We start from the raw sequence: 21410 nt of genomic DNA on the forward strand, positions 1-21410 counted from the left end.
CGCCCCGGTTGAAATCCGTCGCTGCGTCAGGCTGTGACGCTCGATCCCCGCGCCCGCACTGCGGCGAGGATGCCCGCGAGGATGTCGGCGGGCGGGGGCGGGCAACCGGGGATGGTGACGTCGACCGGGATGACGTTCGAGACGCGGCCGCAGCTCGCGTAGCTCTCGCCGAAGATGCCGCCGGTGCAGGCGCATTCGCCGACGGCGACGACGAGCTTCGGCGCGGGCGTCGCGTCGTAGGTGCGGCGCAGCGCGACTGCCATGTTGCGCGTGACGGGGCCAGTGACGAGCAGCATGTCGGCATGCCGCGGGCTGGCGACGAAGCGGATGCCGAGGCCTTCGATGTTGTAGTAGGGGTTGTTCAGCGCGTTGATTTCGAGCTCGCAGCCGTTGCAGGAGCCGGCATCGACTTCCCGGATCGTCAGCGCGCGGCCGAGGATCGCGAGGATCTCGTCATGGATGGCATGCGCCGGCTGGGCGGAGCTTGCGGCCGGTTCCGGGGGTGGTTCGGCAACCTGACCGCGGCGGGCGACGTACTTCAGGATGTGCCACATCAGAGGTCCTGCCCTGAATAGCTGAGGTTGAAGGACTTGTTGATCAGCGGGAAGTCCGGGACGATGTTGCCGATGATCGCGTGTTCGAGGACGGGCCAGTTCTGCCACGACGGATCGTGGCAGTGGCAGCGCGCGACGCGTCCTTGGGCGCTGGTTTCGAGCGCGACGAAGATCTCTCCGCGCCAGCCTTCGATCCAGCCCGCGCCGACGCCTTCGCGGGAGACGGCGATCGGCGTGTGGATCGGTCCGGCGGGCGGCTTAGTGATCAGGGTGAGGAGCAGGGTGTCGATCAGACGCAGCGACGCGAAACATTCCTCGAAGCGCATCGCGACACGCGCCGCGACGTCGCCGTTGCGATGGACGCACGCGGTGACGCCGAGCTTGTCGTAGGGCGGCCAGGGGAAGTCGGCGCGCAGGTCGGCGGAGAGGCCGCTCGCTCGGCCGGCGAGTCCGGTCAGGCCGAGTTTCGTCGCGAGCTCGGCCGTGACGCGGCCGGTCGTGACGAGGCGGTCCTGCAGCCCGGCGTGCTCGTCGTAGATGTCCTTCAGTTCGGTGACTTCGCGCGTGATGTCGGCGATCTGGACGCGCAGGCGGGCGGCGGCGGGGCCGTCGAGATCCTGTGCGACGCCGCCGGGGCGGATGCAATCCATCAGCAGGCGATGGCCGAAAGCATCGCGGTTCGCGCGCAGCCAGTCTTCGCGCAACCGCGAGAACTGCGCGAGGGCGAAGCCGAAGGCCGCGTCGTTGCCGAGCGCGCCGAGGTCACCGAGGTGGTTCGCGACGCGCTCGCGTTCGAGCAGCAGGGCGCGCAGCCATGCGGCGCGTTCGGGTACCTGAACGCCGGCGAGCGATTCGGCCGCCATCGCGTACGCCCACGCGTAGGCAACCGTGCTGTCGCCCGACACGCGACCGGCGAGCCGCGCGCCTTGGTCGATATCCATCCCCATGAAGCGCCGCTCGATGCCCTTGTGCGTGTAGCCGAGCCGCTCCTCGAGCCGCAGCACTTTCTCACCGACGACCGAAAAACGGAAATGCCCGGGCTCGATGGTGCCTGCGTGGACCGGGCCGACGGCGATCTCGTGCACGCCGTCGCCTTCGACCGGGACGAAGGGATAGGCATCCGCCTGCGGCTCGAAGTGCTCCTCGCAGGTGTTCTCGAAGCGCAGCGGGAAGTAGTCGGCCGGCCACGCGCCGTGCCGCAGCCAGGGACGGAGGTCGTCGGCGTCTTCGGGGGCGATGCCGACGAGGTCGTGCGCGGTGCGCTGCATGCGGATCGCCGGGGCGAAGAGGCGGGCGATGTCCGGGTAGGTCGGCTGCTGGGGATCGAGGCCGAGCTTCGCCCAGAGCAGGCCGTCGGCGGTCGCGTAGGCGGCCGACACCGTGAGGCCGTCGCCGCTGGCGCGCTCGTCGCTGCCCCACAGGCTGACGAGCCTGCCCTTCGCCTCGGCCACGGCGAGCGCCAGCGCGCTCCATTGCGTCGCCTCAACGTCGGCGCAGTAGATCGGCAGCGGCGCCGCGATGCGTGTGAAACGGCAGTCGAGTCCAAAAAATTCCATCTTCAGCCTCCGATCATCTGCGCTGCCTGCCGGTACCAGCCGTCCAGATAAGGCGGGATGTAGAGCCCGAGCATCAGCGCGAGCCCGAGATGGATGAACACCGGCAGCAGCGCGGGCGGATGGGCGAGGGGGCGGAGCGCGGTCTCGCCGAAGACCATCGGCTGCACGCGGCTGAAGATCGCCGCGAAGGCGACGCCGAGCGCGACGAGCAGGAAGGGTGTGGCCCACGGGAGCTCGCGCATCGCGGTCGTCAGGATCAGGAATTCGCTCGCGAAGACGCCGAAGGGCGGCATGCCGAGGATCGCGAGCGAGCCGAGCATCAGGCCCCATCCGACCGTCGGACTCACTTTCAGCAGTCCGCGGATGTCCTCCATCGCCTGCGATCCGGCTTTCTGCGCCGCGTGGCCGACGGCGAAGAAGATCGCGGATTTGACCAACGCATGGACCGTCATGTGCAGCAGTCCGGCAAAGTTCGCAATCGGGCCGCCGAGGCCGAAGGCGAAAGTCATCAGCCCCATGTGCTCGATCGAGGAGTACGCGAACATGCGTTTGACGTCGCGCTGGCGCGAGAGGAAGAAGGCCGCCACGACGACCGTCAGCAGGCCGAAGCCGATCATCATGCGTGCGGGCAGTCCGCTTCCGAGCGCGCCATCGGCGAGCACCTTGACGCGCAACACCGCATACAGCGCGACGTTGAGCAGCAGGCCGGAGAGCACCGCCGAGATCGGTGTCGGGCCTTCGGCGTGCGCGTCGGGCAGCCAGTTATGCACGGGTACGAGGCCGACCTTGGTGCCATAGCCCAGCAGCAGGAACACGAAGGCGAGCGAGACGATGCCGGGGTCGAGCGAATGGCTCGCCTGCGCGAGATGCGTCCATAGCAGCGCGTTGTCGCCTCCGCCGATCGCACGTTCCGCCGCGAGATAGAGGAGGATCGTGCCGAAGAGCGCCTGCGCGATGCCGACGCCGCACAGGATGAAGTATTTCCACGCGGCCTCCAGGCTGGCAGCCGTGCGGTAGACCGACACGAGCAGCACGGTGGTCAGTGTCGCGGCCTCCATCGCGACCCACAGGATGCCGAGGTTGTTCGTCGTCAGTGCGAACAGCATCATGCCGTTGAAGAACTGATACATGCTGTGGAAGAGCCGCATGCGCCCCGGCGTCATCTTGCCGTGGTCGCGTTCGACGCGCATGTAGGGTCGCGAGAAGAGCGAGGTCGTGAAGCCGACGAAGGCCGTCAGCGTCACGAGGAAGACGTTCAGCGGATCGACGAAGAACTGCTCTCCCCACATCATCAGCGGCCCGTCGCGGATGACCACCGCGGTGAGCCAGGCGGCCGCGCCGAGCGTCGCCAGGCTCACGCCCGCGTTCAGTTCGCCCGCCCGCTCCCGGTCGCCCAACAACGCGAGCAGCACGCCGCCGGCGAGCGGAATCGCGAGGACGAGGAGCAATGGGTGCATCAGTCTTCCTTCAGCTTTTCGAGGTGGCGGATGTCGAGGCTGTCGAACTGCTCGCGGATCTGGAACATGAACACGCCGAGGATCAGGATGCCGACGAGCACGTCGAAAGCGATGCCGAGTTCGACGATCATCGGCATGCCGCTGGTCGCCGCGGTGGCCGCGAAGAAGAGGCCGTTTTCCATCGACAGGAAGCCGATCACCTGCGGCACGGCCTTCGCGCGCACGATCATCATCAGGAAGGACAGCAGCACGCAGGCGAGCGCGATGCCGAGCGTGCCGCGCGCGATCGACGTGGAGAGGCCCGCGATCGGGCGGGCGAGGTTGAAGGCGACGATCACGAGCACGATGCCGATCAGCATCGTCGTCGGGATGTTGAAGAGCGTCTCGACGTCCCACCGCACGTTGAGACGCTGGATGACCCGATGCAGCAGGATCGGGATCAGGACCACCTTCAGCACGAAAGTCATACCGGCGGAGAAGTAGAGGTGGCTCTGGCCCGTGAGGTAGGCGACGACGAGCGTCGCGGCCACGAGCGAGGCGCCTTGCAGCGTGAAGAGGTGGATCAGCGTCAGGATGCGCCGTTGCGCAATCATCGCGAACGCGAGCACCAGCAGCACGACCGCGAAGAGGTTGATCGACTGGGCGAGGAGCGTGTTCATAAGACTTTATGCTCCCAGTAGTCCGTGCACCAGCAGGGCGATCACCGCGAGCAGGAAGGCGGTCGCGAGGAACTCGGGCACGCGGAAGAGGCGCATCTTCGCGTTGATTGTCTCGATGAGCGCGAGCAGCACGCCGCCGACGGTGAGCTTCGCGACGAGCGCCGGGATCGCGAACACGATTGCGATAGGCGTGTCGGCCTCGGCGACGCCCCAGGGCACGAAGAGCGCGAGCCCGATGCAGGAGTACGCGAAGAGCTTCAACGACGCGGCCCATTCGACCAGCGCGAGGTGGCGCCCGGAGTATTCGAGGATCAGCGCCTCGTGGATCATCGTCAGCTCGAGGTGGGTCGCGGGGTTGTCGACCGGTACGCGCGCGTTTTCGGCGAGTGACACCATCGTGAAGGCGACGCCGGCTACTGCGAGGCTGGGGTAGATCGCGAAGGGGCGGTGCGCGAGCGTCTCGACGATCTGCGCCAGCGAGGTCGACTGCGAGATCAGCGATGCGGCAAAGAGCACCATCAGCAGCGCCGGCTCGGCGAGGAAGCCGACGAGCATCTCGCGGCGGGCGCCGAGCGTGCCGAAGGAGGTGCCGATGTCCATCGCGGCGAGCGAGATGAAGACGCGGGCGAGCGCGAACAGGCCGACCAGCGCGATCGCGTCGGCGGCAGGGGCGAGGGGGAGGTCGGTCGACAGCGTCGGGGCAATGCCGCAGGCGAGTGCCATGCTCCCGAACATGATGTAGGGGGCGACGCGAAAGATCGGCGAGGCGTTCTCGGCGACGACCGACTCCTTGTTGAAGAGCTTGTGCAGCGTGCGGTAAGGCTGGAGCAGGCCGGGTGCGCGGCGGCCCTGCAGCCAGGCGCGCCACTGGTTGATCCAGCCCGTGAGCAGCGGCGCGAGCCCGAGCGCGAGGACCACGGCGAGCAACTGCGCGAAGAGGCCGGCGAGGCTCATGATTTCACCACCATCAGCAGCACGATCAGCGTCACGAAGCTGTAGAGGAGGTAGATCGCGATACGCCCCTGCTGCAGCCGGCCGACCACGCGCGCGATGCGCGAGGTGAGCCTTGCGATCGGCAGGTAGAGCCAGTGCCAGAAGTGGTCCTCGATCGTCACGCGATAGACGGGCTTCGCGTCGAAGGGCGAAGGCAGCTCGCGGTGCAGGCGGAAGAAAGGCTCGAAGATCTGGCGGATCGGCTGGCCGAAACCTTCGGCCGTGTCCTGCATGCGCGCCGTCTGCGCCGGAAAGCCGCAATCCCACGCCGGCGCTCGCCGCAGCCGTCCGTGATAGAACTTGCGCACACCGAGCGCCGTGAGCAGCACGGCGACCGCGACGACGACGAGGAACACGAGCGGGCTGTAGCTCGCGCGGTCGAGCGAGCTCGGTGACAGCAGCAGCCAACCGTTGGCGCGCACGGCGTCGGCAATGCCGCCGCTGACAAGCAGCCGGGTCACCGGGTCGATCAGGCCGATGACGCTGACCGGGACGAGGCCCAGCAACACCGTGCCTGCCGCGAGCCACGCGAGGCCCGCGCGTTCGAGTCGCGAGGACGGGTGCGCATTGACGAGTTTCGGCTCGCGCGGTTGGCCGAGGAAGATCACGCCGAAGAACTTCACCATCGTGTAGCCGGCGAGCGCCGACACCAGCGCGATGCCGGCGGCGAGCACCGGCACCATCATGTTCAGGAAGGAATCCGGCAGTCCCGTCGTGAACAGGAAGCTCTGCAGCAGCAGCCATTCCGACACGAAGCCCGACAGGGGCGGCAGCCCCGAGCTCGCGAGGACGCCGACGAGGGACAGCCATGCGACCCAGGGCATGCGGCGCATCAGGCCGCCGAGCTTGCCGAGGCTGCGTTCGCCGGTCGAGTGCAGCACCGAGCCCGTCGCGAGGAAGAGCAGGCTCTTGAAGAAGGCGTGGCCCAGGACGTGGTAGAGCGCAGCCGTGAGCGCCAGGGCCGACAGGGCGGTCATCCCGTAGGCGTTGAAGAGCACGCCGAGCCCGATGCCGACGAAGAGCAGGCCGATGTTTTCGATCGACGAGTAGGCGAGCAGACGCTTCATGTCGGTCTGCACGGCGCTGAAGACGACGCCGTAGAGCGCCGTTGCGAGGCCCACCGCGAGCAGCAGCGCGCCCCACCACCAGAGCTGCGCACCCAGGAGATCGAAGCTCACGCGCAGCAGCCCATAGATCGCGGTCTTCAGCATCACGCCGCTCATCAGCGCGGACACCGGCGAGGGCGCGGCCGGGTGCGCCTCGGGCAGCCAGACGTGGAGCGGCAGCACGCCGGCCTTTGCGCCGAAGCCAAAGGTCGCGAGCAGGAAGGCGACCGAGGCCCACATCGGCGACAGCGTCTGCGCGCGCATGTTGGCGAAGGTGTAGTCGCCGGTGTTCGCCTGCAGCACGCCGAAGCACAGCAGGATCGCGATCGCACCGATGTGCGCGACGAGGAGATAGAGGAAGCCCGCCTCGCGGATCGCCGGCACGCGGTGGTTGGCGGTGACGAGGAAGAAGGACGACAGGGCCATCGTCTCCCACATCACCATGAAGGCGTAGGCGTCGTCGGCGAGTACGACGAGCGCCATGCTGGCGAGGAAGAGGTGGTATTCGAGGCACATCAGCCCTGGCGGCGTGCCTTCGCCGAGCCGGAAGTAACCCGCGGCGAAGATTGAGATGCCGACTGCGGCGGCGCCGATCACGAGCAGGAAGAAGGCCGACAGGCCGTCGAGCCGCAGATGGAAGGGAAGGTCCGGGAGCCCGATCGCGAGGACAGCGGTTTCCGGCGGCGCGAACAGCGCTCCGAGCGCGAGTCCGGCCAGCGCAAGGGCGAGCGCGGCGCCTGCAGGGAAGAGGACGCGGGCGACGACGGCGGTGTTGCGCAGTGCGGCGATGCCGATCAAACCGAGTGCGAGCCAGCCGGCGATGACGATCAGGATCCAGTCCAGGGTCAGCACGCGCGGCCCCTGTGCTTATCGATGACTCGTGCTGGCCGGCCACTCGTCGCCGCCCAGGCTGCGGCGGCGATCAAGGCGGTGCTGGATCCGTTGCGCCATCGACATCAGCCCGATGGGGTGCGCGTCCGCGAGGGCGCGGGCGCGTTCCAGCAGCTCGGTGCGCCGCGGCGGGAAATGCCGGCCCTTGCTGGCGAACAGGATGCGGTTCGAGTCTTCCTCGGAGCGGACGGAGACGAAACGGTCCTCGAAAGTGTTGCGGATGCGTGACGCATAGACGCCGTAGCGGGAGTCGCCGGACCAGAGGTTCACGACCATCACGCCGCCGTCGGCGAGCGTCTCGTAGCAGTAATCGTAGAACTCCGCCGAGCACAGCTGCTTCGGCATGCCGCCGACGTCGAAGCCGTCGACGATCAGCACGTCGGGCGATTCATCCGTGGTGCGTACGTACTCCGCGCCGTCGCCGCAGATCACCTGCAGGCGCGGTCCGTCCGGTGGAATCCCGAAGGCGTCGCGAAGGGCAATGACCTCCGGACTGATTTCGACGGCGGTGACGGTCGTGTCCGGAAGGGTGCTCAAGCAATACTTGACGAGCGAGCCTCCGCCCAACCCGATCATCGCGATGTGGCGTGGCGCTGGGTGGAACAGCAGGAAGCCCATCATCGCGCGCGTGTAGTCGAGCGCCAGGGCGTTGGGATCGTCCAGCGCCATCTGGCTCTGGATCGTGAGGGCATCGAACTGCAGCGCGCGCTGGCCGTCGACGTCGACCACGTAGGGGTGACCGTCCCCGCCCCGAGACAACAGGCTGCACCAGCCGAGAAGGTCGTTCATATCGCTCACGTCAGAGGCTCCCTACGTGTGCCATTGCGTTTGTATCTTGTGCACACTACATTGCCAGTGACGATGCTTTCAATGTTAATTTGATGTTAATAGCTGCGACGGCCCTCGCCTCATGAGAGAAAACCGAACCGCCCGCCTGACCTTGTTGATCGATCCGGAGAAGAAAAAGATCTTCGAGGAGATCTGCGCGAGCAAGGACCTGACGTCGTCGCAGGTCGTGCGACGGCTGATCCGCAAATACATTCAGGAGAATGCCGGCAGCAGAAAGCTGCCGGTCTGGCTGGAAGACAACGACTGAGCGGCGATCAGTAGCCGCTGGTCTTCCTTGGCATGGACTTTATCTCGCCCTTGACGGCGGCTGCAGTGTCCTTCGCGAGCTGGAGATGCTCGCGTAGCGTGCCCAGGGTCTTGTCGGCGAAGGCCTTCACGTCGGGATCGCTGGCCTTCTTCGCTTCGCGTTCGAAGTCCTTCACGTCCTTTTCGTGCTCGTCGACCATCAGACTCATGTAGGCCTTGTCGAACTTGTCGGCCGACTTGTCCTGAAGGTCCTTGAGCTTGCGCTGCTCCTTCTTCTCGGGCTCGCTGGGAAGCGCGAGGTTTTTCGAGCCGGCCAGCTTTTCGAGTTCGACGTTGGCGTTCTGATGATCGCGCGCCATCCGGTCGCCGAAGTCCTTGACCTCCTGGTTCTGGGCCTTCTGGCCCGCGAGCTTTCCGAGCTCGACTTCCGCCAGGCCGCCGCTGGCGGCGTGTTCGAGAAACTTCTTGTCGCCTGACGACAGCGTCTTCGAGCTGGATGTCACTTTCGACGAGGACATCGCCGAGCCCGTGTCCGGGGTGGCGTTCTGTGCGAGCAGCAATGCGGGCGTGAACAGGCCGACGAGTGCCGCGGCACGAACGGTGTTCTTCAGGGATCGAGTTGCCATGGTTGTCGCTCCTTTTCATGGAACCGACCACGGTGCAAGCGGTGTTCCCCGATGCGGCGCCGCCTGCGCGGCGTAGGCGTGTGCTTTTGCCCTCCCCGGATGTAGATGTTGCGTCGCAGGGGCCAAGGCACGGGGCGAGCAGACAAGGCGGCATGCAGTATTGCCGGCCGCCTTGCAGGATGTTGTTTGCGGCAAGCGTGAGGAGGTTCATCATGACCTTGTCACTATCTCGGAGAGCGGAATGCGTCGCCGGGGAGGGTCGATTCGCAGACTTCGCTGCGCATGGTGTGCCGCGTGGAACGTCCTCATGGGAGGGCTTTGTGCGGCTGCCGATGCGTCCGCCGACGGGACGGTACCGGTGCTGGTCTATCATCGCTTCGGTCCCGTCGTCGCCGACAGCATGACGGTGCGCACTGAAAGTTTCGCGGCGCAGTTGCAGCAGATCCGTGCGAGCGGCGTCCGGATGCTTCCGCTGCGGGAAATCGTCGACGACTTGCAGCGCGGCGTGCCGCTGCCCGAGGATGCCGTGGTGCTGACGATCGACGACGGCCACCGCTCGGTCTATACCGACGTCTTGCCGCTGATACGCTACTACCGGCTGCCGGTGACGCTGTTCATCTATCCGTCGGCGATCTCGAACGCGTCCTATGCGATGACCTGGGCGCAGCTGGCCGAGCTGAAGGCCTCGGGCTATGTCGATATCCAGTCGCACACCTACTGGCATCCGAATTTCATGCGCGAGAAGCGCCGGCTCGATCCGGCCGCTTACGCGGCCTTCGTCGACTGGCAGCTCGTGCGCTCCAAGGCGGTGCTGGAGGCGCGCTTCGGGCAGAGGGTCGATCTGCTGGCGTGGCCGTTCGGGCTGCAGGACGCGGAGCTACGCGAGCAGGCGCGGCGCGCCGGCTACGTGGCGGCTTTTACGCTCGAACGCCGGGCGTTGCGCCGCGGAGACGATCCACTCGCGTTGCCGCGCTTCCTGATCACCTCGGCCGTGGATGCGAAGGGCTTTGCCGCCATCGTCGCGACGGCGAAAGGAGCCACCGGCGGCGAGCGTGACAAGAGGCCGGGGGAGGCCGGCCGATGAGGGGAGTGCTGCGCCGATGTGGCTTGCTTGCCGTGCTCCTGTGGCTGGCGGTACAGGGCACGGCGTGGGCGATGAGCGTGCGCGCCGTCGATGCGGCGTCGCGGCGTCCGATCGAGGGGGCGCGCGTGACGATCGCGGGGCGGGTCGAGGTGACGGATGCGGCCGGAATCGCAAACCTGCCGGGCGCGATGGGGACCGTGGCGGTGCGGGCCGCGGGCTATCGTCGGACCGAGCGGCCGGCTGCGGATGCGCAGGCGCAGGCCGGAACGATCGAGGTCGCGCTCGACGCTTTTGTGCCGAAGGCGCTGTATCTGTCCTTCTACGGAATCGGAGACGCCGGCTTGCGCGGCGCGGCGCTCAAGCTGATTGAGGAAACGGAGCTCAACGCGCTGGTGATCGACGTCAAGGGCGACCGCGGAGGTATCCCTTACCACAGCGGCGTTGCGACTGCGGCACAGGTGGGCGCACAGCAGATCATCACGGTGCGTGATCTGCCCGGGCTCGTGGGGCAGCTGCATGCGCGGGGGATCTACCTGGTGGCGCGCGTGGTGGCGTTCAAGGACGACCCGCTGGCGAGGTCGCGGCCCGAACTCGCGGTGCATGCGCGCGAGGGCTCCCTGTTCGTCGATCGCGAGGGGCTTGCATGGACCGATCCCTTCCGCCGCGAAGTTCGCGAGTACGTGCTCGACGTTGCCGAGGAGGTGGCGCGGATGGGCTTTGACGAGATCCAGTTCGACTACGTGCGTTTTCCGGACGAGATGGGACTAGTGTTTTCGGAGCCGAATACCGAGGCGAACCGGGTGGCGGCGATCGCGGGCTTCCTCTCCGAGGCAGGGCGGCGGCTCGCGCCCTACAATGTGTTCATCGCCGCCGACGTGTTCGGCTACACGCTGTGGAACCTCGACGATACGGATATCGGGCAGCGTCTTGAAGACCTGATGAAGCATGTGGACTATCTGTCGCCGATGCTCTATCCCTCGTCCTTCCAGTTCGGCATCCCGCGGTACGCGAACCCGGTCGCGCATCCGTACGAGATCGTCCGCCTGTCGCTGGATAACGCGCGTCACCGCACGGGCCTGCCGCCCGCGCGCTTCAGGCCCTGGCTGCAGGCTTTCCGCGACTATGCCTTCGACCGGCGCGAGTTCGGTGGCGACGAGATTGCGGCACAGATCCGGGCCGCGGAGTCTTTCGGCGCCGGCGGCTGGATGCTGTGGAATCCGCGCAACGTATACGACGGGGCGGGGATCCCGAAGGGGGACAAATGAGCTTCGCGTCGGCCTTGCGCTCGTTCGCGCTGCTGACCTGTCTGTTGGCAGCGTCGGCGGTGTTCGCGACGCGCCCGCTGGACCCCGCGGCGCTGGCGGGAATCGAGTCGGCAGTTGGGCGGGAAATCGGCGCCGGGCATCTGGTCGGCGCGGTCGTGCTGGTCGGCAACGAGGAGCGTGTGCTCTATCGTGGGGCATTCGGCGACCGTCTGCGCGAGCCCATGCGCGCGCCGATGACCGAGGATACGATCTTCGACCTGGCTTCGCTGACGAAACCGGTCGCTACCGCGACCGCGGTGATGCAGCTCGTCGAACAGGGGCGGCTCGAACTCGATGCGCCGGCCGCGCGCTATTGGCCCGAGTTCGCGGCGGTCGGCAAGGGCGCGATCACGCTGCGCCAGTTGCTGATGCACCGTTCCGGCCTGCGCGCCGATCTCGATCTGCGCCCGCCGTGGAGCGGACGCGACGCGGCACGGCGCCTGATGCTCGCGGAGAAGCCGGTGGCTGCTCCCGGTGCACGCCATCTCTACAGCGATATCAACTTCGAGGTGCTCGGCGAGATCGTTGAACGGGTCAGCGGATTGCCGCTCGACGTCTATTGCCGCAAGCACATTTTCGCGCCACTGGGGATGGCGGACACGGCCTTCGCACCCGTCGATCGGGCGCGCGTGGCGCCGACCGAAGGACCGTCCGCGGGCGTCGTGCATGACCCGACTGCCGCGCGCATGGGCGGCATTGCGGGCCATGCAGGCGTGTTCTCGACCGCGGCCGATCTGGCGCGCTTTGCGCGGATGATGCTGGCGGGGGGCGTGCTCGATGGCGTGCGCGTGCTGCGTCCGGAGTCGGTCGAGGCGATGACCCAGCCACAGTCGCAGGATCTGGAGCATCCGCGTGGCCTGGGCTGGGGCCTCGTCGCGCCCTTTGCGGCAAACCGGCTGGCCTTGCCGCCGCTGGGCGCCTATGGGCATACCGGCTTCACCGGCACGGCCATGTGGATCGACCCGGTGTCGGGGATCTATGTGATCGTGTTGAGCAGCCGGCTCTATCCGAACGGGCGCGGTAACGCCGAGCCCTTGCGCCAGCGCGTCGCGACCGTTGTCGGCGACGCGCTGGGCAGATTGAGCGAGGAGACGCTTGTCGCGGCGCGCCCGTCGATCGCGCCCTACGTCACGCCTGCGGCCGGGCTCGAGACCGGCCTAGACGTGATGGCGTCGCGCGGCTTCGTGCAGCTGCGCGGATTGCGCGTAGGCCTGATCACGAATCACACCGGGCGCGATGCCAAGGGCCGCAGCAATGTGGAACTGATGCGCGCGACCCCGGGCTTGAGGCTCGTCGCGCTGTTCAGCCCCGAGCACGGCTACGGCGGCGAGCTTGACGAGCGGGTGGGGTCGGCCGTGGAGCCCGAAAGCGGGCTGCCGATCCACAGCCTTTATGGGGCAACGCGGCGGCCCACGCCTGAGATGCTCGACGGGCTCGATGCGCTGGTGTTCGATATCCAGGACGTCGGGGCTCGCTTCTACACCTACATCACGACGATGGCCTATGCGATGGAGGCGGCAGCGGAGCGCGGCATGGCGATCTACGTGCTGGACCGGCCCGACCCGATCACCGCGAAGTTCGTGCAGGGGCCGGTGCTCGACGCGGACCGGACGTCCTTCACCGGTTATTTCCCCTTGCCCGTGCGCCACGGCATGACGGTCGGCGAACTGGCGCGGCTTTTCAATCGGGAGGCGGGCATCGAGGCCGACTTGCGCGTCGTGCCGATGCGCGGCTATGACCGCGGCGCCTGGTTCGATCAGACCGGCCTGAGCTGGATTGCGCCGTCGCCGAACCTGCGTACCCTCACCGCGGCGGTGTTGTATCCCGGCGTGGGCCTCGTCGAGGGGGCCAACGTCAGCGTCGGGCGCGGCACCGATACCCCTTTCGAACTGGTCGGAGCGCCATGGATCGACGCCGAGGTGCTTGCCGGCTACCTCACGAGCCGCGGCCTCGCGGGAGTCGCCTTCAGCGCAGTGAACTTCACGCCCGCTGCATCGACGTGGAAGAACCGCGCCTGCAGCGGCGTTCGTCTGACGGTGACCGACCGCGACGCGCTCGACTCGCCGGCCCTCGGGATCGAGATCGTCGCCGCGCTGCAAAGGCTGTATCCGGGTGATTTCAGGCTCGATGCGACGCTCGGTTCGATCGGTTCCGAGCAGGCCGTCGACGCGATTCGGGCGGGGCAGGACACCCGCGCGATCGCCGCTGCCTGGCAGCCGCAACTCGACGCCTTCATCACTCGGCGCAGCCTTTACCTGCTGTACTGACGGGGTGCGAACACCAATCATGCGGGGCCGGGGGCAATGCTTCCCCGGCCCCGCGCTCCCCTTTACTCGACCTTCACCTCGAGTGCCTTGGGTTTGCTCTCCTCGCTCTTGGGCAACTGGACCGTCAGCATTCCGTCCTTGAAGGTCGCTTTGACCTTGCCCTCATCGATGTTCTCGGGCAGCGAGAAGACCCTGCTGAAGCTCCCGTAGTAGCGTTCCACGCGGTGGAACTTTTTCCCCGATTCTTCCTTCTCCTGTTTGCGCTCGCCGCGCAGCGTCAACGCGCCATTGTCGACGGTGACGTGCAGGTCTTCCTTCTTCACTTCCGGGATTTCGGCCTTCACGACGAATTCGGTGGCGGTTTCGGCAATGTCGACCCGAGGGGACCATTCGCCCGCGGTCGCCGTTTCACGCGGGCCGGGGCGCAGGGCGCCGAACGATTTCATGTAACGGTCGAACAGATCTTCCATGTCGTGCCACGCATCCCATTTCACCAATGCCATGATCTTCTCCTCAATGAAGCCGATTCGCGGCGCCATTTCAGCCCGCGAGTCGAAAGAAATGGCGACCGGCAGATGCCTCGGTGCCCGGTCAACGTCAACATAGACAACGACGTGCGATTCGCATCTCCTTCATGCACATTGGTTGACGACGATCAATCTTCGTTTGAACACGGCGAATATGCTGAAAAGCTCGGCACGAATCGGAAAACGTCCGGAGCCGGATCGGGAGGAGTCATATGGCAGCCAAGCAGGTCCTCTTTCATCAGGCAGCGCGCGAGCGCATCGTCCGCGGCATGTCGGTGCTGGTCGATGCCGTGAAGGAAACGCTCGGCCCGCGGGCGCGCACGGTGCTGCTGGAGCGCCCTTTCGGTCCGCCGATCGTGATCAACTCGGGCGTCGTGGTGGCCCGGGCGATCGAACTGCCCGACCCCTTCGAGAACATGGGGGTGCAGATGGTCCGGGAGGTCGCTGCAACGACCTCGGCGCTGGCCGGGGACGGCACGACCACCGCAACGCTGCTTGCCGCAGCGATTGTGCGCGAAGGCATGAAATACGTCGCCGCCGGGATGAACCCGATGGATCTCAAGCGCGGTATCGAGAAGGCGTCGGAGAGCGTCGTCGGCTCCCTCCGGGAGATGGCGCGCCCATGCTCCACGCGGCGCGAAATGGCCCAGGTCGCCGCGATTTCGGCCAACAACGACGAAGCCGTCGGCGCCCTGATCGCCGAGGCGATGGACAGGGTCGGGCGCGAGGGGGTGGTGACCATCGAAGACGGAGCGGGGCTCGCGAGCGAGCTTCAGGTCGTGGACGGGATCCGCTTCGATCGGGGCTATCTGTCCCCGTATTTCGTCAACGAGGCGGAAAGGCAGCGAGTCGTGCTGGAGGAGGCCTGGATCCTGGTCTGCGACCGTAAGCTGTCGTCGGTCGTCGAGCTGCTGCCGATCCTGGAGCAGGTGGCCGAGAGCGGGCGGCCATTGCTGTTGATCGCGGAGGACGTCGAGGGCGAGGCGCTGGGGACTCTGGTCGTCAACAACCTGCGCGGCGTGCTCAAGGTTTGTGCGGTGAAGGCGCCGGAGTTCGGCGAGCGGCGCTCCGCAGCGCTCGAGGACATTGCCGCCCTGACCGGCGCGACGGTGATCGGTGAGGCGCACGGGCCGGCGCTGGAACAGGCAGCGCTTGCGCAGCTGGGCAGCGCCAAGCGCATCGAGGTGGATAGCGACAGTTGCACGCTCGTCGGCGGGAGCGGGGACAGGGCGCGCATCGATGCCCGCTTGGCGCTGATCCGGGGGGCGCTGACGCAGGCTGCGAGTGAAGCCGAACGCGAACAGTTGCAGCTGCGGGCGGCAAGCCTTGCGGGCGGCGTGGCGGTGGTCAAAGTCGGTGGCGCAACCGAGACGGAGATGAAGGAGCGGCGGGCGCGTGTCGAAGATGCCTTGCATGCCGTGCGCGCAGCCGTGGCAGAAGGGGTGTTGCCGGGCGGCGGCGTCGCGTTGCTACGGGCTCGCGCGGCGCTCGACAAGCTTCACGGCGATAACCGTGACCAGCAATGCGGCATCGGCATCCTTCTGCGGGCGCTCGAGGAGCCGCTCCGGCAACTGGCCGAAAATTCAGGCGTCGAAGCTTCGGTGGTGCTTGAGCGGGTGCGTGCGGGCGAGGGCACCTTCGGGTTCAATGCGGCCTCGGGCGAATTCGGCGACATGATGTCGATGGGCATCCTGGATCCGTGCAAGGTCACGCGCACCGCGCTGCAGAACGCGGTATCCGTCGCCGACCTGATCCTGACCACCGACTGCATGGTCGCAACCCTGCGCGAAGGCGAGGATTCGCCTTCGGCTGAGCCGCGTCAGCGATGATTCGCGGAGCCGCCGAGTCTGTTCAGTGCCAGAAGTAGACCCGCACGAAACACTCGGAGTCGCTGTACTTGAGTTCGAGCAGGCCCCGATGGGCGTGCTGGAGTGCCTCGCCGATGCGGCGGGCGAGGTGGACGCCGGTCGTCGTGACAATCAGCGTGCCGTCATCCTGCTCGATGTCCATGATGCGCTCGACGGCATGCTCGCGCGTTTCGGCCTCCGCCTCATGCTCGATCAGCCGCAGATACTCGTCCTTTTCAGCGGCAGTGAAGTCGCCGCCGATCATGACGACGCCGGCGGGGAACTTGTCGCGCATGCGTCTGCAGGCGGGGCATAGTTGGGCGTGAGCACCGACGGGCGCGACGGCCTGACGCCAGCGACCGCCGTGGAAGACGGCGCCGCAGTCCGGGCAGGCCGCAGGTTCGGCGGGTTTGCCGCGATCGGCGTAAGGGTCGTGCCGGTGTTCCTGGATCAGCCGGTCGTGTCGCACCGGATGGGATGATGTGGCCTTGGCATGATGGGACATGATGACCTCCCTGATGAACAGTTCAGAATGAGGCGCGGGAATCCTTTTAATTATGTATAGCAAATTTGCATCGAACTGTCGTTGCTTGGCAGTCGCCTATGATTGAATCGTGACGGCCGGGCGATGAAACAGCGATGAAAATGACCATGCAGGAAAGAGCCGACGAGGACATCGGGATCGCGCGCAAGGTCGCCTTCCTCAGTCGTCCGGCTGCCTATCCGGGTCAAGTGGACGCGGTGCGGGTGATCGAGACGCATATGTCGTGGGTGTTCCTGGCCGACGGCATGGCCTACAAGCTGAAGAAGCCGGTGCGGCTGCCGTATCGCGATTTCAGCTCCGTCGATGCGCGACGCATCAATAGCGAAGACGAGTTGCGGCTTAACCGGCGATTGGCGCACGACATCTATCTCGACGTCGTCCCGCTGACCGAGGAGGTTGACGGAAAACTCGCGCTCGACGGCGCCGGGCCGGCCGTCGACTGGCTGGTGAAGATGCGCCGCCTGCCGGAAGCGGCGATGCTCGACCGGTTGATCGTCGAGCATGTCGTTCCAATGACGGCCATCGACGAACTGGTCGTGCGACTGGCGCGGTTCTATCGCGAGGCGCCTGTCGTCGAGTGGTCACCGGAGGAATACCTGTGTCGTCTGGCGGATCATGTACGTGCCGATGCGGCCGAATTGATGGATGGGCGCTACGGCTTGCCGGTGGACCGAGTGCGCGCGATTCTCGCGGCGCAGACGGCATTCCTCGATCGGGCGGCTGACCGCTTCGAGCAGCGGGTACGGGAGCGCCGGATTGTCGAGGGGCATGGCGACTTGCGGCCCGAACACGTTTGCCTGGTGCCTGAGCCGGCCGTGATCGATTGTCTCGAATTCAATCGCGAGTTGCGGCTGCTCGATGCGGTAGAGGATGTCTCCTTTCTCGTCCTGGAGTGTGAGCGCCTGGGGGACGCGAAGCTCGCGACCTATCTACTCGATACCTTTTTGGCTGCGAGCGGCGATTCCCCGGATATCGGGCTGGTGAATTTCTATCGGTCGCGCCGCGCCATGGTTCGGGCGAAGACGGCAGCATGGCGTCTACATGACGCTGAGGTCGCGGATCGGGGGAAATGGTTTGCGCGGGCGCTTTCGTACCTCGATATTGCGCAGGATTGCGCGGCCGCTCTCGCTTGACTCAAGGGGCGCTCAGGGTTCCAGCAGGGCCGTGATCGAGCCGTCATCGTGGATCGCCGCGATGGCCGATGCAATCAGCGGGGCGATGTCGAGGATGACGAGCTTGGATTGCACCAGCGCCGGGCTGAGCCGGAAGGGCGGGATGCTGTTCGTGACCACGATTTGGGCGAGGGCAGGGTCGGCGAGCACGGCCTCCGCCTTGCTGGAAAACACGCCGTGCGTCGCCGCGGCGTGGACGGCCCGTGCGCCCTGTTCGCGGCAGACCTTCGCGGCGTGCAGCATCGTGGAGCCGGTGCTGATCAGGTCGTCGATGATGACCGCACTCTTGCCCGCGACCTCGCCGACGATCGCGCCGCCGCGCATCACGCCGCCGGCGCGGTGCTTTTCCATGAAGGCGAGCGAGGCGTCGCGTCCCAGTGCCGCGGAGATGCCCCGGCGGAAGCGCTCCGCGCGCTTGACGCCGCCTGCGTCGGGCGACACCACCACGACGTCCTCGCCCTGGAGCTGCGACGCGAAATGGCGGACGAAGAGCGGGTTGGCTTCGAGATGGTCGGTCCGGCAGCGGAAGGCGTTCTGGAAGGCCGCGAGGTTGTGGACGTCCAGTGCGACGACGCGGTCCGTGCCGACGGCCTCGAACAAACCCGCGACATAGCGGGTGGCGATCGGGTCGCGCGGCTGGGTCTTCTGTTCCTTGCGCGCGTAGCACAGGTAGGGCAGCACGGCGGTGACGCGTGCAGCCGACGCATCGACCAGCGTGCCGATGAACAGCAGCAGGCGCATCAGCTTGTCGTTGACGCTTCGGTGGGGATCGCCGTGCAGCGACTGCACGACGAAGACGTCCTTGCCGCGGACGTTCGTCAGCGGACGCGCCTTGTGTTCGCCGTCCTCGAATTCCCGTTCTTCGTGCGGGCTCAGGTCGATCCCGAGCGATTGCGCCACGAGCTGCCCGAAGTCGCGCCCGCTGTCGAGCGCGAAGAATCGCAGGTCGCCGGAGGTGGGCATGGATGCTTCTCCGCGGAACGTTCGATCCCGACTAGAGGTCTTCGATACGCGGAACCGAACCTTCGGCGGGCAGGCCCGTTTCGGGATCGATCCAGGTTGCGATGCCGACTTCGTCCTCGGCTTCCTGGGGCGTTTCCCCAACCGCGAGTTCGTGTTCTGTGTCGTTCGACTCCAGATCCGCCATCGCGGCGGCGAGTGTCGCGAAGGGGCCGGATTCCTTGCCGGTTTCCTTGTCCTGCCAGTAGTAGCCGTCGGGCCGCTCGATGATGCGGGTCGTGTCGTAGTCGGGCGATGTTTCGGGGATCAGGGCCATGATGAACTCCGCGCTTTCAGGAGGTGGGGCCGAACCGCGTTCGATGACATCCAATTTCAGGATAGACGCGAATGCGCTTTCCCGCTCGCTTAGCCCTTCGTCACCAGGCCCGCGGCAACCGCGTCGTTGACGGGCAGCGGACGCACGCCGCGGCAATCGGCAGAGCGCAGTTCGCGCATCATGAAATCCCCGGCCGAGTCGGGCAACATCGCGCGCAGGTAACGCGACAGGCTGATCAGCTGCCGATTGTCGAGCGCGGTTTCGCAGCGGCCGCGCGCGTAGTCCTCGTCGGGCGGGATTTGCGAGAAGCCGATGCGCGCGGCGCTGGCGGCGGGGGGAATCTGCCGCTCGGTGCCGGCGGCGAAGGCGATCAGGCAGGGTGTGAGGCAGGCCCCGCCGGGCGCGATGCGCGTGTTGAAGCCGCGGTTCCTAAGCATCGAGCCGATCGTGATCGCCGGACCGATCTGGCCGTCGACCTTGTCGAGCACGAGCCACTTGCTGCCGCAGTTGCGTTTGGCCGTCTCGGTGGTGACGAGCGATAACGCGGAGACCGCGGCGGGCGTGATCTCTCCCGACAGCGTCACTTCGCATTCGGCCCCGTGCTGGCGCAGCGACATCGTGCCGTCCCTGTAGGGGAAGCTTTCGGAGTCGCGCGGCGCGGCGCGCTGGGAGGAGGGCGTCGCGCAGGCGGCGACGAGCAGGCAGCTGCCTGCGAAGGCGAGTAGGCGGCGGGAAAGGCCTGTAAACATGCAGGACGTCCTTGATTGTCAGAAGTGCCGTCGGCGGCGCACATGCGCCCGGCGCAAAGCGGCGCTCACCTTAGCATGGGGCCTTGCACGCGTGCCGCGCGGGACTGCGTCGGGCGTGACGATTTGAACGAATCAGCCGCTTGCCGCCGCGGGGCAATGCCGGGGCGCTTCAAGCGCGCTCGGTGCGTTCCCATGGCGGCACCGGGCTGAAATGGTCTTCGAGCATCTGCAGGAAGGTGCGCACCTTGGGCAGGCGCACGCGGTTCGCGGGATAGCAGGCGTAGAGATGTTGGCCGAAGGTCGTGATCGGCAGGTAGTCCTGCAGCACCTCGACGAGGGTTCCGCGCGCCACGTCCGGGCCGCACAGGTAGGTCGGCAGAATCGCGAGGCCGTGTCCCTGGAGTACGGCGGCGTTGATGCTGTCGAGGTTGTTGACCTGGAACCTGGCCTGGATCGGTACCGTCACAAGCGTTCCGCCCGGCGTCGCGAGCGTCCATTCGGATGGGCCGCGTACGCGCGTGAAGGCGAAGCATTCGTGATGGGCGAGGTCCTGCGGCGTCCGGGGTTGCCCGTGGCGGGCGAGGTAGTCCGGGCTTGCGCAGATCACGCGGCGGACGAGTGTCAGCTTGCGGGCGACAGTGTTTTCGGGCGGCGCGTCGGTAAGCCGCAGCGCGATGTCGACGTTTTCCTCGATCAGGTCGACGCGCCGGTCGTCGAGGTCGAGTTCGCATTGCACGAGCGGATGCTCGGCGGCGAACTGCGGCAGCAGCGGGGCGATCTGCAGGCGGCCGAAGGACACTGGAGCGGTGATGCGCAGGACCCCGCGCGGGATCTCGACGAGGTTCTGCACCGCGAGCTCGGCATCGCGCAGTTCTTCGAGCACGCGCAGCGCATGCTGGTAGAACACTTCGCCAGCCGGCGTCAGGTTTTGCCGCCGCGTCGTGCGTTCGATAAGGCGCACGCCGAAGGTCTGTTCGAGCTCAGCGAGCTGTTTGCTGATCTGCGCGCGGGAGCAGTCGAGCCGGCGCGCGGCGGCGGCCATGCTGCCGAGGTCGACGGTCTTCACGAAGGCTTCCCAGGCCGCGAGCCAGCTCATTTGTCAATGATTCGTTGACGGTAATGCGACAGGATACTGCTATTTTGTTTCCGGCCGGGAAACTAAAGTAGCACCCGTATGAGGCCCTTATTGGAGACCACGATGGAATTCTGGAATCAGCATCCGTACCACCTCGACGACCTCCAGGTGGGGCAGCGTTTCACGAGCGGTTTGCACGAGATGGACGAAGGGCAGATCCTCGCGTTTGCGGAGGAATTCGACCCGCAGGGCTTCCATCTCGATCATGAGGCCGCCACGGCGAGTCTCTTCGGCGGGCTCGCGGCGAGCGGCTGGCACACGGCCGCAATCACGATGAAACTGCTGGTGCGCGGCGGTCTGCCGATTGCGGGCGGGATCATCGGCGCCGGCGGCGAGGTGAGCTGGCCAGGGCCGACGCGGCCGGACGACCGGCTGCATGTCGAGGCCGAAGTCGTCGAGATCACGCCGTCGCGCTCGAAACCGGATCGCGGCATCGTCACGGTGCGTTGCGAGACGAAGAACCAGCGCGGCGATGTCCGCCAGGTCCTCGTCGCGAAGCTCGTCGTGCCGCGGCGCGCGGTGCGGCAGTCGATCTCCCCGCAGATCCTCGCGTCCGTGTGACGCATCC

Annotated in this window: 21 protein-coding genes; 7 read left to right on the forward strand and 14 right to left on the reverse strand. The window is 66.7% G+C overall.

Features of this window, described 5'->3' with window-relative positions:
- Positions 1-26: 26 nt before the first annotated feature.
- Genes VJ673_RS13730 through VJ673_RS13760 form a run of 7 tightly spaced genes read right to left on the reverse strand, consistent with a single transcriptional unit; the run spans position 27 to position 8005 of the window.
- Positions 27-554, reverse strand: coding sequence for an NADH-quinone oxidoreductase subunit B family protein (locus VJ673_RS13730; RefSeq protein ID WP_324126683.1), 528 nt, complete (start codon positions 552-554; stop codon positions 27-29).
- Positions 554-2110 (reverse strand): hydrogenase large subunit, encoded by a 1557-nt coding sequence (locus tag VJ673_RS13735; protein WP_324126684.1) that lies wholly within the window; start codon positions 2108-2110, stop codon positions 554-556. Before VJ673_RS13735 ends, VJ673_RS13730 begins: the two co-directional genes overlap by 1 nt.
- A 2-nt stretch (positions 2111-2112) precedes the next feature.
- Positions 2113-3567: a hydrogenase 4 subunit F gene (locus VJ673_RS13740; protein ID WP_324126685.1), complete on the reverse strand. Its 1455-nt coding sequence runs from the start codon at positions 3565-3567 to the stop codon at positions 2113-2115.
- Complete coding sequence (locus VJ673_RS13745) at positions 3567-4226, reverse strand: formate hydrogenlyase (RefSeq protein ID WP_324126686.1); 660 nt, start codon at positions 4224-4226, stop codon at positions 3567-3569. The genes VJ673_RS13740 and VJ673_RS13745 overlap by 1 nt, the downstream gene beginning before the upstream one ends.
- Positions 4227-4232: 6 nt before the next feature.
- The gene (locus VJ673_RS13750; protein WP_324126687.1) at positions 4233-5180 is read right to left on the reverse strand and encodes a respiratory chain complex I subunit 1 family protein; all 948 of its coding nucleotides are present in this window, start codon (positions 5178-5180) and stop codon (positions 4233-4235) included.
- Positions 5177-7177, reverse strand: a complete 2001-nt coding sequence (gene hyfB / locus VJ673_RS13755) for a hydrogenase 4 subunit B (protein WP_324126688.1) — start codon at positions 7175-7177, stop codon at positions 5177-5179. Before hyfB ends, VJ673_RS13750 begins: the two co-directional genes overlap by 4 nt.
- Before the next feature lie 15 nt (positions 7178-7192).
- Entirely contained in the window at positions 7193-8005 is an 813-nt protein-coding gene (locus VJ673_RS13760; RefSeq protein WP_414635656.1) for a fused MFS/spermidine synthase, read from the reverse strand.
- A 121-nt stretch (positions 8006-8126) separates the two neighbouring features.
- On the opposite strand from VJ673_RS13760, the gene VJ673_RS13765 reads away from it, so the two are divergent.
- Entirely contained in the window at positions 8127-8312 is a 186-nt protein-coding gene (locus VJ673_RS13765) for a CopG family transcriptional regulator (RefSeq protein ID WP_324126690.1), read from the forward strand.
- 7 nt (positions 8313-8319) lie between these two features.
- Here the strand turns inward: VJ673_RS13765 and VJ673_RS13770 are convergent, their stop codons facing one another.
- A complete protein-coding gene (locus VJ673_RS13770) occupies positions 8320-8937 on the reverse strand; it encodes a DUF4142 domain-containing protein (protein ID WP_324126691.1) in 618 nt (205 codons plus the stop codon).
- Between the two features lie 307 nt (positions 8938-9244).
- Between VJ673_RS13770 and VJ673_RS13775 the strand changes: the two genes are divergently transcribed.
- Genes VJ673_RS13775 through VJ673_RS13785 form a run of 3 tightly spaced genes read left to right on the forward strand, consistent with a single transcriptional unit; the run spans position 9245 to position 13592 of the window.
- A complete protein-coding gene (locus VJ673_RS13775) occupies positions 9245-10021 on the forward strand; it encodes a polysaccharide deacetylase family protein (RefSeq protein WP_324126693.1) in 777 nt (258 codons plus the stop codon).
- Positions 10018-11286 (forward strand): putative glycoside hydrolase, encoded by a 1269-nt coding sequence (locus VJ673_RS13780; RefSeq protein WP_324126694.1) that lies wholly within the window; start codon positions 10018-10020, stop codon positions 11284-11286. Before VJ673_RS13775 ends, VJ673_RS13780 begins: the two co-directional genes overlap by 4 nt.
- Positions 11283-13592: an exo-beta-N-acetylmuramidase NamZ domain-containing protein gene (locus tag VJ673_RS13785; protein WP_324126695.1), complete on the forward strand. Its 2310-nt coding sequence runs from the start codon at positions 11283-11285 to the stop codon at positions 13590-13592. The genes VJ673_RS13780 and VJ673_RS13785 overlap by 4 nt, the downstream gene beginning before the upstream one ends.
- A 62-nt stretch (positions 13593-13654) precedes the next feature.
- Here VJ673_RS13785 and VJ673_RS13790 read toward each other — a convergent pair whose 3' ends face one another.
- On the reverse strand, positions 13655-14095 hold the full coding sequence (locus tag VJ673_RS13790) for an Hsp20/alpha crystallin family protein (RefSeq protein ID WP_324126696.1): 441 nt from the start codon (positions 14093-14095) through the stop codon (positions 13655-13657).
- 236 nt (positions 14096-14331) lie between these two features.
- On the opposite strand from VJ673_RS13790, the gene groL reads away from it, so the two are divergent.
- The gene (gene groL, locus VJ673_RS13795; protein WP_324126697.1) at positions 14332-15948 is read left to right on the forward strand and encodes a chaperonin GroEL; all 1617 of its coding nucleotides are present in this window, start codon (positions 14332-14334) and stop codon (positions 15946-15948) included.
- Positions 15949-15970: 22 nt separating this feature from the next.
- Here the strand turns inward: groL and VJ673_RS13800 are convergent, their stop codons facing one another.
- Entirely contained in the window at positions 15971-16471 is a 501-nt protein-coding gene (locus tag VJ673_RS13800) for a BCAM0308 family protein (RefSeq protein ID WP_324126698.1), read from the reverse strand.
- Between the two features lie 140 nt (positions 16472-16611).
- Between VJ673_RS13800 and VJ673_RS13805 the strand changes: the two genes are divergently transcribed.
- On the forward strand, positions 16612-17643 hold the full coding sequence (locus VJ673_RS13805) for a hypothetical protein (protein WP_324126700.1): 1032 nt from the start codon (positions 16612-16614) through the stop codon (positions 17641-17643).
- A 12-nt stretch (positions 17644-17655) separates the two neighbouring features.
- Here the strand turns inward: VJ673_RS13805 and VJ673_RS13810 are convergent, their stop codons facing one another.
- From VJ673_RS13810 to VJ673_RS13825, 4 genes are all read right to left on the reverse strand, one after another.
- Entirely contained in the window at positions 17656-18645 is a 990-nt protein-coding gene (locus VJ673_RS13810) for a ribose-phosphate diphosphokinase (protein WP_324126701.1), read from the reverse strand.
- 31 nt (positions 18646-18676) lie between these two features.
- Positions 18677-18958 carry a hypothetical protein gene (locus VJ673_RS13815; protein WP_324126703.1) on the reverse strand — a complete coding sequence of 94 codons (282 nt, stop codon included), beginning with the start codon at positions 18956-18958 and terminating at the stop codon, positions 18677-18679.
- Between the two features lie 89 nt (positions 18959-19047).
- Positions 19048-19707, reverse strand: a complete 660-nt coding sequence (locus VJ673_RS13820) for a COG3904 family protein (protein ID WP_324126704.1) — start codon at positions 19705-19707, stop codon at positions 19048-19050.
- A gap of 169 nt (positions 19708-19876) precedes the next feature.
- On the reverse strand, positions 19877-20803 hold the full coding sequence (locus VJ673_RS13825) for a LysR family transcriptional regulator (RefSeq protein ID WP_324126706.1): 927 nt from the start codon (positions 20801-20803) through the stop codon (positions 19877-19879).
- Between the two features lie 102 nt (positions 20804-20905).
- Here VJ673_RS13825 and VJ673_RS13830 point away from each other — a divergent pair, with 102 nt between their 5' ends.
- On the forward strand, positions 20906-21403 hold the full coding sequence (locus VJ673_RS13830) for a MaoC family dehydratase (RefSeq protein WP_324126707.1): 498 nt from the start codon (positions 20906-20908) through the stop codon (positions 21401-21403).
- The last annotated feature ends 7 nt before the right edge of the window (positions 21404-21410 follow it).

Source organism: Aromatoleum sp. (genome assembly GCF_035254505.1).
In the GTDB taxonomy this organism is placed as follows: domain Bacteria; phylum Pseudomonadota; class Gammaproteobacteria; order Burkholderiales; family Rhodocyclaceae; genus Aromatoleum.

What these genes read in the sequence shown, in the direction of transcription:
- VJ673_RS13730 (WP_324126683.1), bottom strand. Translation starts at nt 554, where the DNA reads ATGTGGCACATCCTGAAGTACGTCGCCCGCCGCGGTCAGGTTGCCGAA.
- VJ673_RS13735 (WP_324126684.1), bottom strand. Translation starts at nt 2,110, where the DNA reads ATGGAATTTTTTGGACTCGACTGCCGTTTCACACGCATCGCGGCGCCG.
- VJ673_RS13740 (WP_324126685.1), bottom strand. Translation starts at nt 3,567, where the DNA reads ATGCACCCATTGCTCCTCGTCCTCGCGATTCCGCTCGCCGGCGGCGTG.
- VJ673_RS13745 (WP_324126686.1), bottom strand. Translation starts at nt 4,226, where the DNA reads ATGAACACGCTCCTCGCCCAGTCGATCAACCTCTTCGCGGTCGTGCTG.
- VJ673_RS13750 (WP_324126687.1), bottom strand. Translation starts at nt 5,180, where the DNA reads ATGAGCCTCGCCGGCCTCTTCGCGCAGTTGCTCGCCGTGGTCCTCGCG.
- VJ673_RS13760 (WP_414635656.1), bottom strand. Translation starts at nt 8,005, where the DNA reads ATGAACGACCTTCTCGGCTGGTGCAGCCTGTTGTCTCGGGGCGGGGAC.
- VJ673_RS13765 (WP_324126690.1), top strand. Translation starts at nt 8,127, where the DNA reads ATGAGAGAAAACCGAACCGCCCGCCTGACCTTGTTGATCGATCCGGAG.
- VJ673_RS13770 (WP_324126691.1), bottom strand. Translation starts at nt 8,937, where the DNA reads ATGGCAACTCGATCCCTGAAGAACACCGTTCGTGCCGCGGCACTCGTC.
- VJ673_RS13775 (WP_324126693.1), top strand. Translation starts at nt 9,245, where the DNA reads ATGGGAGGGCTTTGTGCGGCTGCCGATGCGTCCGCCGACGGGACGGTA.
- VJ673_RS13780 (WP_324126694.1), top strand. Translation starts at nt 10,018, where the DNA reads ATGAGGGGAGTGCTGCGCCGATGTGGCTTGCTTGCCGTGCTCCTGTGG.
- VJ673_RS13785 (WP_324126695.1), top strand. Translation starts at nt 11,283, where the DNA reads ATGAGCTTCGCGTCGGCCTTGCGCTCGTTCGCGCTGCTGACCTGTCTG.
- VJ673_RS13790 (WP_324126696.1), bottom strand. Translation starts at nt 14,095, where the DNA reads ATGGCATTGGTGAAATGGGATGCGTGGCACGACATGGAAGATCTGTTC.
- groL (WP_324126697.1), top strand. Translation starts at nt 14,332, where the DNA reads ATGGCAGCCAAGCAGGTCCTCTTTCATCAGGCAGCGCGCGAGCGCATC.
- VJ673_RS13800 (WP_324126698.1), bottom strand. Translation starts at nt 16,471, where the DNA reads ATGTCCCATCATGCCAAGGCCACATCATCCCATCCGGTGCGACACGAC.
- VJ673_RS13805 (WP_324126700.1), top strand. Translation starts at nt 16,612, where the DNA reads ATGACCATGCAGGAAAGAGCCGACGAGGACATCGGGATCGCGCGCAAG.
- VJ673_RS13810 (WP_324126701.1), bottom strand. Translation starts at nt 18,645, where the DNA reads ATGCCCACCTCCGGCGACCTGCGATTCTTCGCGCTCGACAGCGGGCGC.
- VJ673_RS13815 (WP_324126703.1), bottom strand. Translation starts at nt 18,958, where the DNA reads ATGGCCCTGATCCCCGAAACATCGCCCGACTACGACACGACCCGCATC.
- VJ673_RS13820 (WP_324126704.1), bottom strand. Translation starts at nt 19,707, where the DNA reads ATGTTTACAGGCCTTTCCCGCCGCCTACTCGCCTTCGCAGGCAGCTGC.
- VJ673_RS13825 (WP_324126706.1), bottom strand. Translation starts at nt 20,803, where the DNA reads ATGAGCTGGCTCGCGGCCTGGGAAGCCTTCGTGAAGACCGTCGACCTC.
- VJ673_RS13830 (WP_324126707.1), top strand. Translation starts at nt 20,906, where the DNA reads ATGGAATTCTGGAATCAGCATCCGTACCACCTCGACGACCTCCAGGTG.